Raw genomic sequence first — 16,028 nt, forward strand, 5'->3', positions numbered from 1 at the left:
CCGCAAACCCTTGATTTTAGATGGTGCCCGAAGCCGGAATCGAACCGGCACGCCCTTACGAGCGGGGGATTTTAAGTCCCATGCGTCTACCAGTTTCGCCATTCGGGCGGTAGCGCGGTGAAGCCGTCTGAAGACTGTCAAATAACGATCTGGCAATTCTGACGCCTGTGCAGCAGAGGGGGAAATATATACATCCCGCTCCGGCGAAGCAAGTTCGCGACTGCCCTTTTCAAGACTAAATCTTGCAAGACAGCGCAAATAAAAAAGCTCCGTAAATCATAGATCTACGGAGCTCGTTTAAAGTGGAGGCCGAGGTCGGAATCGAACCGGCGTAGGTGGATTTGCAATCCACTGCATAACCATTTTGCTACTCGGCCTCAAGCATCAGATGTCATGTAGCACAACATCAAACGCGTACAAACTTGGAATCAGATACGTGATCTAACTCCTTGAAAACATTGAGCTTTTTCAGCGATCAGTGCTTTCGATGGCGTGAATTATGTACTGATTTCCCGAGGCTGGCAACCCCTTGATTTCAAAAAAAAATCCGTCAGGTGGTTTCTATGTTTCTACGGGGTTGCTCAGCCCTCCCGGCCGGGATCGTCCATTATGTGTTCTGCCACGATCAACGGTTCAATGCCCCAGTCCCCATGCAAATACCAATCGTCCCCGATTATTTCGCCCGGATGCATCCAGTGTCTGCACCAGCCTCCGATTACCACGTTAGGTAAAACATGCCCTTGGCCAGCAGCACGATAACGACCATGTGGCAGAACAGGCTGCCATGGATGAAGTGCAGGTATCGCGGGCTCATTCGGCCGCTTTTGAACAAAAACATGGCACCCAGGAAATGCAGCAGCACGCTCACGGCTACCGCGATTTTCAACGCCAGCAATGTGCCGAACGATGAGGCCAGTGGTGAGGCAAGGGCTGGCAAGTAACGCAACCAGACCATGCCCAGTCCCGCACCGAACAACACCAGCAGCACCCACGGCATCAGCGAGCGGGCCCGGCGACCGATACCCTGCTCCACCAGCAGCATGACCCTGGCGGGTAACTGTTTGCGGATGCTTTCCAGGAATAGAACTTCGAAGAACACCGTGCCGATGAAGACCAGCGCGGCAAACAGGTGCAAGGTCAGAATCAGCGGATAGATCATGGAGTTTTCGCCTTGAGTCAACGCAACCCGCGCCACGGCGAACAGGGGGTGAGCGCACTGGCTGTCGGTCTCTGGAGATTACAGAGCCCGCATGGTTATGCGGTTGATACCGATCAAGAAAGCCGTAAAACCGCCTGGCTCGTGTGCATATCCGTTTCTGCGGTCACGGCGGCTATCGGTGCTGGAAAACCAGCACCGTCTATGACGAAAAGGCCTTCAAGCACACGCATTCCCCCTGTGGGAGCGGGCTTGCTCGCGAAAGCGGTGGGTCAGGCAACATTGATATCGACTGACACGACGCCTTCGCGACGATGCGGCGCCCCGACAAGCCCGCTCCCACATTTGGATTTTTGCCAGGTGCGGGTTGGGTGTACGCCGCCGATGATCTGCTGGAGCGGACTCGAAGGATAGGCCGGCCGGTGGGCCGCCTCGCTTTTTGATTTTGATCTTGATCTGCCCCGTCGGAAGGCCGAGCGCAGGTTCTGCGCAGTGGGCACCGCGGCAAGGATGCCGCGGTAGCCGCCCCCGGCCATGGATGGCCGATGGCGGCGGGCCCACGGAGCAGGACCGGAGCGAGGGCATGCCGAGCCTGGGCGAGGCACCGTACGTCAGGGCGGAACCCTAAGTCGCCATCACCGCAGAAACGGATATGCCCCCCAACCTTAAATGAACAGCGTAGCGCCGACCCATTCAGTGCCCGCGAATGTAATGCTCCAGCTGCCGAATCAAATCCGCCTGCTCAACGATAGCTTCCTTGACCAGATCCCCAATCGATAACAGCCCAATCAGCTCACCGCCGTCCACCACCGGCAGATGACGCAGATGGCTGTCGGTCATGACCGCCATGCAACGCTCAATGCTCTGCTGACTGTCGGCGGTCACCACGGGCGCACTCATGATGTCGCGCACCGGCGTACCGACCGAAGAGCGCCCCTGCAAAACGACCTTGCGCGCATAGTCGCGCTCACTGATCACGCCGACCACCTGCCCGGCCTCGATCACCGGAAGCGCGCCCACATTCTTTTCGGCCATGATCCTCAGGGCTTCAAGCACCATTTCATCGGGCGCGATGCTATGCACCTGGCGGTTTTGCACGACCTTGAGTTTCAGCAATTGTGCGGCTGTTTTCATCAGTGCCTCCGATACCGTTGCGCGATCCTGTTGACCACCTTCAAGCCACCCCGACTTGCACCGCGCCGGCGTTCAAGCGCACAGGCCAGACACGCAGACGCTGTTGCGGGTACTCCAGGCAGCTGCCGTCCTCAAGACGGAAATGCTGTTTGTAGATCGGCGATGCAACCACCAGATCCCCCTTGATGCTGCCCACCAACCCGCGACCGATCACATTCGCCCCGGATTGCGGGTCATGGTTGTCGATAGCGTAAAGGGTCTTGCCGTGGACATTCGGCAGGTAGAACAGCGCCACTTGCGCGCCATCGAGCCAGACGACAACGCCGGAGTTGCTGACCAGGTCCTGTTGCTCGCACACCGTTTGCCAGGCCTCGGTGTTTTCCAGGGAATCGATGCGTTGGGTATTGGACTGGCTCATCAGGCAATCTCCTCGATAACAGGGATAAGGTTGAGTTCGGCGGCCATGATCGGGCGCCGCTGGCCGCGCTCCTGGACAAAGTGGATGTCCGGGTCCGGGCGTTTATCGTTGACGAAGGTACGGAAGCGTTTGAGTTTTTCCGGGTCTTTGAGGGCGTTGGCCCACTCGCATTCATAGCGGTTGACCACCAACTGCATCTGCGATTCGAGCTCTTCACCCAGCCCGAGGCTGTCGTTGATGATCACATCCTTGAGGAACTCGAGGCCGCCCTCCAGGCTTTCGCGCCAGACCGAGGTGCGCTGCAATTTGTCGGCGGTGCGGATGTAGAACATCAGGAAGCGGTCGATGTAGCGGATCAGGGTCGCATCGTCGAGGTCGGTGGCGAACAGCTCGGCATGGCGCGGGCGCATGCCGCCGTTGCCAGCGATGTAAAGGTTCCAACCTTTCTCGGTGGCGATCACGCCAACGTCTTTGCTCTGGGCCTCGGCGCATTCCCGGGTGCAACCGGACACCGCGAATTTGAGCTTGTGCGGCGAGCGCAGGCCCTTGTAGCGGTCCTCGATGGTCAGGGCCATTTGCACGCTGTCTTGCACGCCATAACGGCACCAGGTGCTGCCGACACACGACTTCACGGTGCGGGTCGACTTGCCGTAGGCATGCCCGGTTTCGAAACCGGCTTCAATCAGCTCGGCCCAGATGTCCGGCAATTCATGCAACTGCGCGCCGAACAGGTCGATCCGCTGGCCGCCGGTGATTTTGGTGTAGAGGTCGTATTTCTTCGCCACCACACCGATCGCGATCAGTTTGTCGGCGGTGATCTCGCCACCGGGGATGCGTGGCACCACCGAATAGGTGCCGTTTTTCTGCATGTTGGCCATGAACGTGTCGTTGGTGTCCTGCAGCGGCACCAGTGAGGCGTCCATGATCGGCTGGTTCCAGCACGACGCGAGGATCGAGCCCACCGCCGGTTTGCACACGTCGCAACCGGTGTGGCCACGACCATGCTTGGCCAGCAGTTCTTCGAAGGTGATCACCCCTTCTACCCGCACCAGCGCATAAAGCTCTTGGCGGGTATAGGCGAAGTGCTCGCACAGGCTCTTGTCGACACTGACGCCACGGGCGATCAACTCATGCTCGAAAACCTGCTTGAGCAGCCCGGCACAACCGCCGCAACCGGTGCAGGCTTTGGTCTGCGACTTGAGCAGGCCGAGGTCGGTGCAGCCACCGTCGATGGCCGAGCAAATGGAACCCTTGGTGACGTTGTGGCACGAGCACACCGTGGCCGATTCGGGCAAGGCGCCCGGGCCCAGGGTCGGCGCGCCTTCGGACGACGGCAGAATCAGGCTGGCGGGTTCCGCCGGCAGCGCAATCGCGTTCTGCATGTATTGCAGCAGCGTGTCGTAGTAGCTGTTGTCACCGACCAGCACCGCACCGAGTACGTGCTTGCCGGTCGCGTCCACCACCAGGCGTCGATAGCTGGCCGTGGTTTCGTCGATGAACTGATAACTGCGCACACCCGGCGTGCTGCCGTGGGCGTCGCCGATGGAGCCGACATCGACGCCCAGCAGTTTGAGTTTGGTCGACATGTCCGCGCCCATGAACGGCTCGGCGGTTTCGTTGCACAGCAGTGCGGCAACACCGCGCGCCATTTGGTAGCCCGGGGCGACCAGGCCAAAAATGCTGCCGTTCCACGCGGCACACTCGCCGATGGCGTAGATGTTCGGATCGCTGCTCTGGCATTGATCGTCAATCACCACACCGCCGCGCGGGCCGACTTCCAGCGAGCATTGACGGGCCAGTGCGTCTTGCGCACGGATACCGGCGGAGAACACGATCAGGTCGGTTTCAAGGAATTCGTCATTGGCGAAATTCATCCGGTAGCGGTATTCCTCGCCTGCGCTGATCGATTGCGTGCCGCGCGACAGGTGCACACCGACGCCGAGTCGTTCGATCTGCGCCTTGAGCGCCAGGCCACCGTATTCGTCCAGCTGCACCGGCATCAGGCGCGGGGCGAATTCCACCACATGAGCTTCCAGTCCCAGGGTTTTCAGCGCGTTGGCGGCTTCCAGGCCCAGCAAGCCACCGCCGACCACCACACCGCGTCGGGCATTGCTTGCCGCGGCACGGATGGCGTCGAGGTCTTCAAGGGTGCGATACACCAGGCGCGAATCGCCCTCGGCGCCTTCAATTGGCGGCACAAACGGATAGGACCCGGTGGCCAGCACCAATTTGTCGTAGGAGACACAGCCTTGCGCGGTGATCACCTGGCGACGGGCACGGTCGATTTCCAGGACCGGCACCCCCAGATGTAACGTGACACCCGGGGTCTGGTACAGCGAAGCTTCACCGAGGGCCAGCGACTCGGCATCCCGCCCGGAGAAATACTCGGAAAGGTGCACGCGGTCGTAGGCACGCATCGGCTCCTCGCTGAACACGTGCAGCCGATAGTGATCAAGGGCACCGCGTTCGATCAGCTGTTCGACACAATGATGTCCGACCATGCCATTGCCGATCACGATCAGCGTTTGCAGCTTGTTCAAAGTGGCAACATTGGAATTCATAAGAGACACCCGTCGATAGCTGTTCAAAAAGCAAAAAAAAACGCCTGAAACCTTGCGGTTCCAGGCGTCTTTGCCTGTTCATTTACGGTGCCAGGTCAGGCATCTATGCCGGATCCACCGCTGTTGCCCGCGACCTGTTCGGCCAATCGATCGTCGTTGACCGAGGGGGCTGCCCACTCGACTGCGTTCACAGTGGGTCTGAACAGTGTCTTGCAGACTTTGTGCCAGTCGGCCATTGGAGTCCTTGCGCCAGTAAACGTTGACCACGGGCGCCCATCAAGGCCCGATGTTTGCCTTCGCATAGTGCAGCGCAGGGGCGCGCGGCCTCATAAAAGTGCACAAAGGCGATCCCGTTCCGGATCAGAATTTGCCACCCAGCGGGTATTCGATCGCCAGGCGGATCTGATTGGCGTCCAGCTCCGCTTGCGCCGCATTCCCGCGATGAACCGCATGGCGGAGGCTGAACGCGAGGTTTTTCGCGACGCCCGACTGCACCACGTATTTGGCTTGCAGATCACGCTCCCAGTGCTTGCCGCCCTGCCCGTAACCCAGCCACTTGTAACCACCGTTCGGGTCCATGTGAGTGCCGTCGATGCCGCTGCCGCGCACGTACAGTGCGCCGAAGGACAGGCCGGGAATGCCGTAACCGGCCATGTTCAGATCGTAGCGCGCTTGCCAGGAAGCTTCCCGGGGCGCGTTGAAATCGGACAGCGCCACGGCGTTGCTCAGGTAGATCGCGCCACGGGTCACGTAATCGAAAGGCGTGTCGCCATCGACCTTTTGATAGCCCAGGCCGAAGCTGTGGGCCCCGAGCTTGTAGGTCGACAGCAAACTCCAGGTGGTGTTGTCGATGCGGCCGGACAAGGCTTTGCCGGTGTCCTGGGTTCGGTACAGATTGAGATCAAAGATCAGGTCCTGGCCTTCCGCCAACGGCTGGGTGTAGACCGCGCCCAGGTAATGCTGTCGCCAAGTGTCGGCGTAGTCCGCGCTGAACAGGCTGGCGTTGAGCCCTTTGACCGCCGTGTTGCGCACCCCCACCAGGTCGAAGCTGTCGCCCTGTTTGCCGTTGGAGTAATTGACCACAAACCCTTGGTCATGACTGGTGGCATTGCGGTCGGTGCTTTCGTTGAAATGTCCGCCATACAGGGTGGTGGCGGGGAGCTCTCGACTGGTCAGCAGCCAGCCGGTGGCGGTCTCCGGCAGCAAGCGGCTGTCGGATGAACCGAACACCGGCGTTTTCACCCGTTGCTCGCCGTAACGCAATTCCGTCGAAGAAAAACGCAGTTTGGCCACCGCGCCGCCACGGCTGAACTCATCCTTGGGGTGCCCGTCATTGTCCACGCCCAACACCCGCGCCTTGCCGGCCCGCCCGCCGCCGCTGTCCAGTTGCCAGCCGGAATAGACATGGGCGTCCAGGCCCAGCCCCACGGTGCCGGCGGTGTAGCCGGACATGAAATCGGCCATCAGGCCGTACGCCCACTCCTCGGCCAGGTCACTGCGTTCGGCGCGGGGCTTGAAGGCATTGCGCGCGCCATTGCTCAGTGAGCCGTGTTCATAGTCGCGACGGTCGTAGAGGCTGCGGTTGAGCAGGCTCCATTGGCTGTCCTCGATAAAGCCTTTTGCGGTGTCTTGCTCTGAAGCCAGGGCGAGCAGGGACTGCCCGCCCAATGCCAATAGCAGGGTGTGCGTCGATAGGGTTTTCACAGTGCAACTCCACAGAATTCGGGGTCTGCAAGGTGTCCCGCCGAACGGGGGACACCCTTGGGCACGTCAGAGGTATTTGAGGATCGCGATATCGCGACGGCGCTGTTTGAGGTTGGCGAACCAGCGCGTCGGGAAGAACAGCAACACCCCGAGGATCACACTCCACAGCCACACAGTGGGCAGGTTGTCGAAGCCATAGTAGGCCCCCTGATTGGCGCCCCAGATCGCGACTGCCACCAGGTACATGGCCTTGAGTACGTACAAGTGCAGCAAATAGAAGAACATCGGTGCCCCGCCGTAAATCGCCAGGGTCGCGGTGGACCAGCGATCCTGCAGCTTCTCGAACAGCGCCAGCAACATCAGCGAAAGGCCAATCGTCGGCATCAGGAACATCAGCGAGGGCGGGTACTTCTTGGCGCTCATAAAGCTCATGAAGGTGCGCAGCGAATCACCGGTTTGCACCCAGGGTTTCTCGCCATAGACGTTCAAGTAGCGGATGAACACGAACGCCACCAGCAGGCCCGCGCCCAGTTTAAGCAGGCGGGAAATCCGCTCGGCCGGGTCCATGTCCTTGCCGAACCACGGCCCGATCCCCCACCCCAGCAGGATCACGCCAATCCAGGGCAATACCGGGTACGTGGTGCGGGCCCGGGTGAACTCGGTGATGTCGATGAACACCCGCTGATGCAGGATCGACCACGGCACGAAGAACGGCGACTCCGGCCCCACGGTCACGCCATCGAGCAGGTTGTGCCCGGCGACAATGGCCACGCCGAGCACGATCAACCAACTGCGTTTGAAGTGCAGCAACCCGGCGAGCACGATCATGCAGATACCGATACACCAGATCACCTGCAGCCACAGGGTCTTGGGCGGGAACTCGGCGTTCCAGGCAAAGCACACGAAGGTGACTTCGAGAAACACCAGGAACAACCCGCGCTTGAGCAGGAACACCGAGGTTTCTTTCGCCGTGTGTTTCTGGCTGTAGAGCCAGGCCGACAAACCGGTGAGGAAGATGAACGCCGGCGCGCAGATCTCGCTGAGCATGCGGGTGAAGTACAGGTCCGGCGTGACGCTCAACGCATCGATCGGGTCGGTGACCTGACGGTGCAGCAGAAAGGTTTCCCGCACATGGTCGATCAGCATCAACAGCATGACGAAACCGCGCAGGGCGTCGATCGCCAGCATGCGGGTGTTGGCCTTGACGGCACTGGTTGCAAGCGCAGGGGAAGCGGTTGTCGCCTGCCCTGCCAATCCTGAAGATTGGGTCATATCAGTCACTCATGTAGTGGTCGAGGGATCAGGCTTGTTTCTTCAGCCTGACGACTTCCGATGCCGGCAGCTGCGATGGCGCTCGCGGCAACGGCGTCTGGCCCTGTGATCGATAGAACGACAGTGTCGAACTGAAGCTCTTTATATCGAACGGTTCGGCCTTGCCTTGAGGACTGATGCGTTCGCCGGGCGTGCGGTCCTTGTATTCGACGGCTACCACGTAGGTGCCCTGCCACGGCAGCTCGAAGCTGACTTTGCCTGCGGCATCGGTGCGCCGGGTGAACACTTCACCGGAGCCGGTTTCCAGCACCACGTCTTGGTCGGGCAACGGTTTGGACGCATAGAACACCTGGAACTGCGCCTTGCTTGCATCAGCGACGCCGGTGGGCACGATGTCCAGGGTCAGTTCCGGGGTGCGCGCGCGCAAGTCACCGACCCAGCGGGTCGCCGGCGTCCAGTGAGTCTTCAGCGCCTTGTCCGCCTCATGAAGATCGAAGATCGGATAGTGCGGGTCCTGGGCCAGCAGCGAGTCATCGGCCCGGGTTTGATGCGCCACCGCAAAGGCCTGGCGCTGCAAGGTCAGGGTTAACGGTTGGGACTTGTTACTGATCGACCAGCCCTTGAGTTGCTGGAACCGGTCCATCCCGCCCGGCGTGACTTCCAGCATGTTCTTGTCATATTCCCCGTAGTACAACGCCAGGGGTTGCCCGGGTGGTTGTTCATACCAGATTTGATGCGCCTCGCTGCTGCTCGCCAGCAAGAAGACTCCGTAACCCAATAGTGCTTTTGCGTTGCTCATTCGCATTTTTTTACGCTCCGATTGGTGTTATTCAGCGATTTGTTGCAGCCGCCTCATCCTGTCGAACCAGCGACTTCAAAAACCGCGCCCCTCTCTCTGTACGCATTACAGCGCAGAGACTTTTGCGCTTTGCTCTGAAATCAGTGCATACGGGGCAATCGGAAACTGTTTTTGTGGCTTGAAACAGCCGTTTATGCGGCTTGCGCCAGGATGAAGCGCCTTGGGCGGTTCTAACGAACTCATGTCCAAACGCGGTGCAGGCGGCACTGCAAAACAACTGTGGGAGCGAGCTTGCTCGCGATGGTGGCGATTCAGTCGGTAAAGATTTCGACTGATCAACCGCTATCGCGAGCAAGCTCGCTCCCACAGGTAATTTGTATGGGTTTGAGAATGGAGTCTGTCAGTGACGCAGGAGCTTGCGCAGCGGCACGCCGTCCTTGAGCACCGGAGACTTGATGACGATGTAGCTGAAGTACTTGGAGATGCCGATGTTCTTGTCCAGCAGGCTTTCGATCACTTCCTGATAATGCTGGATGCTACGGGTCATGAAGCGCACCAGGTAATCGTAGCCACCGCTGATCAAATGGCATTCGAGCACTTCGTCCACCAGACGGATATTGGACTCGAACTTGGCGAAGTCTTCGCGCTTGTGGTCGCTCAAGGTGATTTCGGTAAACACCGTCACCGAATCGGTGATCTTGGCCAGGTTCAGGTGCGCCTTGTAGCTGGAAATATACCCGGCCGACTCAAGCCGTTTGACCCGTTGCAGGCAAGGACTGGCCGACAACCCTACCGCATCGGCCAGGCTGACGTTGGTCATGCGCCCGTCCTTTTGCAGCTCCACCAGGATGCTGATGTCGATTCGGTCCAGTTTGACTAACCCTTCCATTGCGTACCTCTTGACTGCCGTTTGTAAGACAATCTTCTAGCAAAATCAGCGCCGTAAAGACAGCTGATGCTGAGCCACCAGATCCGCCATGCTGTTAATGCAGTAATCCGCCGCGCACGGCGTAGGCTGTTTTGAGCGGCCGCGACAGATCAGGCACACGTCTTTGGCCGCCTGTCGATCGGCCGAAGGTCGGGTCACGTGCAGGATGCTGCCGGGTTCAAGTTCGTTGACCTTCAACCACTCTGGATCGAGTAAAGGGTCGCTGGCCAGTGAAATGAAATCGTCGGGCATGATCCCCAGTCGCTCACACAACAGCCCTCGATCCTCGGCATCCCGGTCGCCGTGCACCAGCAAGCGGTAGAACTTGCGCAGGTACAACATCGCCCCGGGCGCGTCCTCGAACAGCGACCAACCCGCCACCGAACGGGCAAAGCTCATGCCCTCCTCCCAGCTGGCTTTCAGGCCCCAGCGCTCGGCCAGCTGGCGATGGGCGAAACACAGCACGCCACTAAAGCCCAGCTCAGCGAAACGCGGATACAGCGCTCGCACCACCTCGCTGTATTCGGCCAGCACCTGTTCCTTGTCCGGATGACCGCCTCGGCTGTCCAGCAGCGGTTGCAGTGCCGTCCAGACACCCGAGTCCCGATCGACCAGGACCTCATCGCAATCGATAAGCAGTGCTCGATATTCAGTCAGCCCCATGGTGCGCAAAGCCTCCGATGATGCATTCCATCAATCCATGCTCCATAAACGCTCACGGGCGACGCCTTGTGGCACCACCCCGAGCAGGCATGAGCTCAGTTCAAGACCCGTGCCAATGCCGCTTCAAGAATCTGCAGCGCTTCATCGACCTGTTCTTCGGTGGTCACCAGCGGTGCGAGGAAGCGCAGCACGTTGCGGTACACACCGCATTTGATCACCAGCAAACCGCCGGCCCGGGCTTCATCGATCAGTCGCTGATTCAGGTCGGCGTCCGGCGTGCGAGCCGCGTCATCCTTGATCAGTTCGATCGCCAGCATGAACCCGGTGCCGCGTACGTCGCCGATTTGCCCGTGACGGGCCTGCAAACGCAGCAGTCCCTGACGCAAACGCTCGCCCAGTGCGTCGCCGCGGGCCAGCAGCTGTTCTTCCTCGAAGGCCTCGATCACCGCCAGCGCAGCGGCGCAAGACAAGGCGTTGCCACCGTAGGTGCCGCCCAGGCCACCGGGCAGCGGCGCGTCCATGATCTCGGCCTTGCCGACCACCCCGGACAACGGCAAGCCACCGGCCAGACTCTTGGCGACGGTCACCAGGTCCGGCTGAATGCCGGCGTGCTGGAAACCGAACCACTTGCCGGTACGGCCGAAACCGGTCTGGATTTCATCAAGAATCAGCACGATGCCGTGCTTTTCCGTCAGCGCGCGCAGGGCCTGGAGAAACTCCGCCGGCGCTGACAGGAAACCACCGTCGCCCTGCACCGGTTCGATGATGATCGCGGCGACACGCTCAGGGGCAACCTGGGTGGCCAGCAACTCGTCGAGGGCCTTGAGCGCCATCTCGCTGGTGACGCCGCGATAGGCATTCGGATACGGGGTGTGGAAGACCTCCGGCGCGAACGGCCCGAAGTTCTGCTTGTACGGCTGGCTCATGCCGGTCAGCGTGGTGCCGAGCAAGGTACGGCCGTGGAAACCGCCGCGAAAGGCGATCACGGCCGAGCGGTTGGTGTGAGCGCGGGCGATCTTCACCGCGTTTTCCACCGCCTCGGCACCGGAGGTAAAGAACGCCGCTTTATACGCTTCCTTGCCGCCGATCATTTCGCACAGGCGCTGGGCCAGGTCCAGATAAGGCTTATAGGCCACCACCTGGAAACAGGCGTGAGAGACCTTTTGCAATTGCCCCTGCACCGCAGCGACCACCTTCGGGTGGTTGTGACCGATGTTCAGCACACCGATGCCGCCGACAAAATCCAGGTAGCGCTTGCCGTCCACGTCCCACAACTCGGCACCTTGGGCGCGATCGATCACCAACGGGTGAGCGGTAACCAGGCCACGCGGCACGAATTGATCGCGCTGACGGAGCAAATGAGGGGTTTCGTCGACTTTGCTATTCATGGCATTTCCCATCGTGAGTCCGGCAACCGGGAGGTGGTTGCGATGGTGTTCAGGTTAAGCCTTGCGCGAAACGATCTACGCCGAACTTGGCCCCTGAGAAATTCGGATCGACTGTTTTCACCCTGCCAAACGGCAGATTCCTTTCACCCGCCGAATCTGCCGGGCCGTCGCCGATCGAACATCACGAAACCCGTTTAACCCGGCCCTTTCGACAGATCCTGCGCCGACGTTGCGCGATGATGTTCAGCACCTTCATCCATCAGGACATGCCCATGGCCCTGCTTTATAAAGCTGACCCTGTGCGCGGCGAACAGTGGAAAGCACTGTTTGCCGAACACGCCCCGGATATCGAATGGCGCGCCTGGCCGGACATCGGTGATCCCGCGGACATCGAATACCTCGCCGCGTGGCAGGCTCCCGACGATCTCGAAACGCTGCTGCCCAATCTGAAAGTGTTGTTCGCGCTGTCCGCCGGGGTCGATCAACTGGACCTCAGTCGCCTGCCGACGAGCTTGCCGGTGGTGCGCCTGCTGGACCCCGGCATCACCCGCGGCATGTGCGAATATGCCAGTTTTGCGGTGCTGAGCCTGCACCGGGACATGCTGCGTTATCGCCAGCAGCAAATGGCGCGGTGCTGGCAGGCGCACTTGCTGCATCCGGCGGCCACGCGGCGGATCGGGGTCATGGGCCTTGGCACCCAGGCTCAGCAGATTCTGGCGACGTTGCAGCCGTTGGGTTTTGCCTTGTCGGGTTGGGCGCGCAGTGCGCATCAGGTCGTTGGCGTGGAGTGCTATGCCGGTCGCGAGCAACTGCCGGCGTTTCTCAGCCAGTGCGACATTCTGTTGTGCGTGTTGCCGCTGACTGAGCAGACCCAGGGCATTCTTGATCGCGGGTTGTTCCGGCAATTGCCCCATGGCGCGGCGTTGATCAACATGGGCCGTGGCGGGCATCTGGTGGAAAGTGATCTGCTTGAGGCGCTGGACAGCGGGCAGCTCAGTGGCGCGGTGCTCGATGTGCTACAGGAAGAACCGGCGCCGGCGGATCATCCGTTTTGGGATCATCCGCAGATTCTGCTGACCCCACATATTGCGGCGATGACGCAGCCGGAGAGTGCGTTTGGGGTGTTGTTGGAGAATATTCGGCGGTATGAGCGGGGGGAGTTGATGGTGGGCCGGATAGATCGGAAGCAGGGTTATTGAAATAGTCGGTTTTGGTATTTGTGGTGGCTGCTAAAGCCACCCCTCACCCCAGCGCTCTCCCCAAAGGGGAGAGGGGAAAGGGAGCCGATCTTCATGCCGTTCAAAACCTGAGTTCGACTCGATAGTTCAGGTCGCAGAATTTCTTATAAACAACTCGGTCAGTCCCCTCGCCCCCTTGGGGAGAGGGTTAGGGTGAGGGGTCGATTTCAGATCCATCCACACACTCAAAGCCAGTCAGCAATCGCCTTCCCAACCTCCTGAGTAGAACCCTTACCACCCAGATCCGGCGTAATCGGCCCCTCCGCAATCACCCGCTCGATCGCCCGCAAAATCCCGTCATGCGCCGCGCGATAGCGCTCATCTCCATTTCCCAGGAAATCCAGCATCAACGCCCCGGACCAGATCATCGCAATCGGGTTGGCGATGTTCTTCCCGTAGATGTCCGGCGCCGAGCCGTGCACCGGCTCGAACAGCGACGGAAAGCGGCGTTCGGGATCGAGGTTGGCCGACGGCGCGATGCCGATGGTCCCGGCGCAGGCCGGCCCCAGATCGGACAGGATGTCGCCGAACAGGTTCGACGCCACAACCACATCAAACCGGTCCGGTTGCAGCACGAAACGCGCGCACAGAATGTCGATGTGCTGCTTGTCCCAGGTGATGTCCGGGTACTGCGCCGCCATCAATGCGGTGCGTTCGTCCCAGTACGGCATGCTGATGGAAATCCCGTTGGACTTGGTCGCCGCCGTCAGGCGCTTGCGGGGGCGGGTCTGGGCCAGGTCGAAGGCGAACTTGAGAATCCGGTCCACGCCGCGCCGGGTAAACACCGACTCTTGCAGCACGAATTCATGCTCGGTGCCTTCGAACATCTTGCCGCCCACCGACGAATACTCGCCCTCGGTGTTCTCGCGGATCACCACGAAATCGATGTCCCCCGGTTTGCGTCCGGCCAAGGGGCACGGCACGCCGGGGAACAGCCGCACCGGGCGAATGTTCACGTACTGGTCAAAGTCCCGACGGAACTTGAGCAGCGAGCCCCACAGGGAAATGTGGTCTGGCACCTTGTCCGGACAGCCCACCGCGCCGAAGTAGATCGCGTCGAAGCCCTTGAGCTGTTCGAACCAGTTGTCGGGCATCATTTGCCCGTGTTCCAGGTAGTAATCGCAGTGGGCCCAGTCGAGCACTTCAATGCTCAGGTCCAGCTGCCATTTCTTCGCGGCCTGCTCCAGTACTCGCAGCCCTTCCGGCAGGACTTCCTTGCCAATGCCATCGCCGGCAATCGCGGCGATTTTGAATGTCTTGCTCATCAATCTGCCTCCCCGTGTCTGTGAATTACAGCCCACCGATGTGGAAGGCTTTGACTTCAAGGTATTCGTCCAGGCCGTACTTGCTGCCTTCGCGGCCCAGGCCTGATTGTTTGATGCCGCCGAACGGGGCGACTTCCATGGAAATGATCCCGGTGTTGAGGCCGACCATGCCGAATTCCAGCGCCTCGCCGAAACGCCATGAACGACGCAAATCCTGGGTGAAATAGTAGGCACCCAAACCGTACGGCGTGGCATTGGCCAGCGCGAGGGCTTCAGCTTCATCGGTAAAGCGCATCAGCGGCGCCACCGGGCCAAAGGTTTCTTCGTTGGCCAGCAGCATGCCCGCGTGGGCCTCGCCGAGTACCGTGGGCTGCACGAACTGGCTGTCGCCCTCGGGAATACCGCCGCAGAGCAAACGTGCGCCCTGGCTCAGGGCATCGTCGATGTGCCGGGCGACTTTGCTCACCGCCGCCGGGTTGATCAGCGGGCCGATGGTGACATCAGCATCCAGGCCGTTGCCGACCTTGAGCTTACCCACCTCCTCCACCAGACGCTGGGCGAAGCGTTCATAAATACCGTCCTGCACCAGAATGCGGTTGGCGCAAACGCAGGTTTGCCCGGCGTTGCGAAACTTGCTGAGCATGATCCCGGCCACCGCCTGCTCGAGGTCAGCGTCGTCGAACACAATGAACGGCGCGTTGCCGCCCAGTTCCAGGCTCAAGCGCTTGATGTGTTCGGCGCTCTGGCGCATCAACAAGCGGCCGACGGCGGTCGAGCCGGTGAAGGAAATCTTGCGCACGCTCGGGTTGCCGGTCAGCTCTTCGCCGATGCCCGCGGGCATGCCGGTCAACACGTTGAACACCCCGGCCGGGATGCCCACGCGCTCGGCCAGTACCGCCAACGCCAAAGCTGACAACGGCGTCAGGTCCGAGGGTTTGACGATGATCGGACATCCGGCCGCCAGGGCTGGCGCGCATTTGCGAGTGATCATCGCATTGGGGAAATTCCATGGGGTGATCGCGGCGCACACACCCACCGGTTGCTTGAGCGTCAGCAGTCGGCGGTCACCGCTGGGGGCCGGCATGGTTTCGCCGTAGACCCGCCGGGCCTCCTCGGCAAACCATTTGACGAAACCGGCGCCGTAGCGAATTTCGCCTTTGGCTTCGTTCAACGGCTTGCCCTGTTCGCAGGTCATGATCTGCGCCAGGTCGTCGAGGTTGTCGATCATGGCCTGATACCAGCGCTCGAGCAGCGCCGCACGTTCCGCCGCCGGGCGTGCGCGCCAGGCCGGCCAGGCTTTTTCGGCCGCTTCGATGGCGCGACGGGTTTCCGCGCCTTGCATCGCCGGTACGCGGCCAATCAACTGTCCGTTGGCCGGATCGATGACGTCCAGGGTCGCGGCGTTGTCGGCGCCGATCCACTGCCCGTCGACATAAGCGAGTTCTGCCAGAAGGCTGGGGTCTTTCAAACGATTCTTGAGCATGGTCGAGTCCTGATCCGAG

The 16,028-nt window shown here is 60.6% G+C and carries 13 protein-coding genes and 2 tRNA genes; 1 reads left to right on the forward strand and 14 read right to left on the reverse strand.

What is annotated here, in order from left to right; genetic code table 11:
• Positions 1 to 21 precede the first annotated feature (21 nt).
• The 12 genes from ACA059_RS17175 to gabT all read right to left on the reverse strand — a co-directional run bounded on the left by ACA059_RS17175 (position 22) and on the right by gabT (position 12,023).
• Positions 22 to 108, reverse strand: a tRNA-Leu gene (locus ACA059_RS17175).
• 195 nt (positions 109 to 303) lie between these two features.
• Positions 304 to 377, reverse strand: a tRNA-Cys gene (locus ACA059_RS17180).
• Positions 378 to 715: 338 nt separating this feature from the next.
• Positions 716 to 1,159 (reverse strand): CopD family copper resistance protein, encoded by a 444-nt coding sequence (locus tag ACA059_RS17185; RefSeq protein ID WP_497630223.1) that lies wholly within the window; start codon positions 1,157 to 1,159, stop codon positions 716 to 718.
• Positions 1,160 to 1,849: 690 nt separating this feature from the next.
• Positions 1,850 to 2,290 carry a CBS domain-containing protein gene (locus tag ACA059_RS17190; RefSeq protein WP_129444742.1) on the reverse strand — a complete coding sequence of 147 codons (441 nt, stop codon included), beginning with the start codon at positions 2,288 to 2,290 and terminating at the stop codon, positions 1,850 to 1,852.
• Between the two features lie 40 nt (positions 2,291 to 2,330).
• Complete coding sequence (nirD, locus tag ACA059_RS17195; protein WP_497630224.1) at positions 2,331 to 2,708, reverse strand: nitrite reductase small subunit NirD; 378 nt, start codon at positions 2,706 to 2,708, stop codon at positions 2,331 to 2,333.
• On the reverse strand, positions 2,708 to 5,269 hold the full coding sequence (gene nirB, locus ACA059_RS17200; RefSeq protein WP_497630225.1) for a nitrite reductase large subunit NirB: 2,562 nt from the start codon (positions 5,267 to 5,269) through the stop codon (positions 2,708 to 2,710). The genes nirD and nirB overlap by 1 nt, the downstream gene beginning before the upstream one ends.
• Before the next feature lie 360 nt (positions 5,270 to 5,629).
• Complete coding sequence (locus ACA059_RS17205; RefSeq protein WP_497630226.1) at positions 5,630 to 6,973, reverse strand: OprD family porin; 1,344 nt, start codon at positions 6,971 to 6,973, stop codon at positions 5,630 to 5,632.
• A 66-nt stretch (positions 6,974 to 7,039) separates the two neighbouring features.
• Positions 7,040 to 8,245, reverse strand: coding sequence for an acetyltransferase domain-containing protein (locus ACA059_RS17210; RefSeq protein ID WP_497630227.1), 1,206 nt, complete (start codon positions 8,243 to 8,245; stop codon positions 7,040 to 7,042).
• Between the two features lie 28 nt (positions 8,246 to 8,273).
• On the reverse strand, positions 8,274 to 9,044 hold the full coding sequence (locus ACA059_RS17215; RefSeq protein WP_497630228.1) for a DUF4198 domain-containing protein: 771 nt from the start codon (positions 9,042 to 9,044) through the stop codon (positions 8,274 to 8,276).
• Positions 9,045 to 9,444: 400 nt separating this feature from the next.
• The gene (locus tag ACA059_RS17220; protein ID WP_008055821.1) at positions 9,445 to 9,933 is read right to left on the reverse strand and encodes an Lrp/AsnC family transcriptional regulator; all 489 of its coding nucleotides are present in this window, start codon (positions 9,931 to 9,933) and stop codon (positions 9,445 to 9,447) included.
• A 45-nt stretch (positions 9,934 to 9,978) separates the two neighbouring features.
• A complete protein-coding gene (locus ACA059_RS17225) occupies positions 9,979 to 10,635 on the reverse strand; it encodes an HAD family hydrolase (RefSeq protein WP_497630229.1) in 657 nt (218 codons plus the stop codon).
• 95 nt (positions 10,636 to 10,730) lie between these two features.
• A complete protein-coding gene (gene gabT / locus ACA059_RS17230) occupies positions 10,731 to 12,023 on the reverse strand; it encodes a 4-aminobutyrate--2-oxoglutarate transaminase (protein ID WP_497630230.1) in 1,293 nt (430 codons plus the stop codon).
• A 272-nt stretch (positions 12,024 to 12,295) separates the two neighbouring features.
• Between gabT and ACA059_RS17235 the strand changes: the two genes are divergently transcribed.
• Positions 12,296 to 13,222 carry a 2-hydroxyacid dehydrogenase gene (locus tag ACA059_RS17235; protein ID WP_497630231.1) on the forward strand — a complete coding sequence of 309 codons (927 nt, stop codon included), beginning with the start codon at positions 12,296 to 12,298 and terminating at the stop codon, positions 13,220 to 13,222.
• Positions 13,223 to 13,446: 224 nt separating this feature from the next.
• Here the strand turns inward: ACA059_RS17235 and ACA059_RS17240 are convergent, their stop codons facing one another.
• Both ACA059_RS17240 and ACA059_RS17245 read right to left on the reverse strand, forming a co-directional pair.
• A complete protein-coding gene (locus ACA059_RS17240) occupies positions 13,447 to 14,526 on the reverse strand; it encodes a tartrate dehydrogenase (protein WP_497630232.1) in 1,080 nt (359 codons plus the stop codon).
• 25 nt (positions 14,527 to 14,551) lie between these two features.
• On the reverse strand, positions 14,552 to 16,009 hold the full coding sequence (locus tag ACA059_RS17245) for an NAD-dependent succinate-semialdehyde dehydrogenase (RefSeq protein ID WP_497630233.1): 1,458 nt from the start codon (positions 16,007 to 16,009) through the stop codon (positions 14,552 to 14,554).
• Between the last annotated feature and the right edge of the window lie 19 nt (positions 16,010 to 16,028).

It is taken from the genome of Pseudomonas sp. LBUM1647 (genome assembly GCF_059716175.1).

What these genes read in the sequence shown, in the direction of transcription:
- ACA059_RS17185 (WP_497630223.1), bottom strand. Translation starts at nt 1,159, where the DNA reads ATGATCTATCCGCTGATTCTGACCTTGCACCTGTTTGCCGCGCTGGTC.
- ACA059_RS17190 (WP_129444742.1), bottom strand. Translation starts at nt 2,290, where the DNA reads ATGAAAACAGCCGCACAATTGCTGAAACTCAAGGTCGTGCAAAACCGC.
- nirD (WP_497630224.1), bottom strand. Translation starts at nt 2,708, where the DNA reads ATGAGCCAGTCCAATACCCAACGCATCGATTCCCTGGAAAACACCGAG.
- nirB (WP_497630225.1), bottom strand. Translation starts at nt 5,269, where the DNA reads ATGAATTCCAATGTTGCCACTTTGAACAAGCTGCAAACGCTGATCGTG.
- ACA059_RS17210 (WP_497630227.1), bottom strand. Translation starts at nt 8,245, where the DNA reads ATGACCCAATCTTCAGGATTGGCAGGGCAGGCGACAACCGCTTCCCCT.
- ACA059_RS17215 (WP_497630228.1), bottom strand. Translation starts at nt 9,044, where the DNA reads ATGAGCAACGCAAAAGCACTATTGGGTTACGGAGTCTTCTTGCTGGCG.
- ACA059_RS17220 (WP_008055821.1), bottom strand. Translation starts at nt 9,933, where the DNA reads ATGGAAGGGTTAGTCAAACTGGACCGAATCGACATCAGCATCCTGGTG.
- ACA059_RS17225 (WP_497630229.1), bottom strand. Translation starts at nt 10,635, where the DNA reads ATGGGGCTGACTGAATATCGAGCACTGCTTATCGATTGCGATGAGGTC.
- gabT (WP_497630230.1), bottom strand. Translation starts at nt 12,023, where the DNA reads ATGAATAGCAAAGTCGACGAAACCCCTCATTTGCTCCGTCAGCGCGAT.
- ACA059_RS17235 (WP_497630231.1), top strand. Translation starts at nt 12,296, where the DNA reads ATGGCCCTGCTTTATAAAGCTGACCCTGTGCGCGGCGAACAGTGGAAA.
- ACA059_RS17240 (WP_497630232.1), bottom strand. Translation starts at nt 14,526, where the DNA reads ATGAGCAAGACATTCAAAATCGCCGCGATTGCCGGCGATGGCATTGGC.
- ACA059_RS17245 (WP_497630233.1), bottom strand. Translation starts at nt 16,009, where the DNA reads ATGCTCAAGAATCGTTTGAAAGACCCCAGCCTTCTGGCAGAACTCGCT.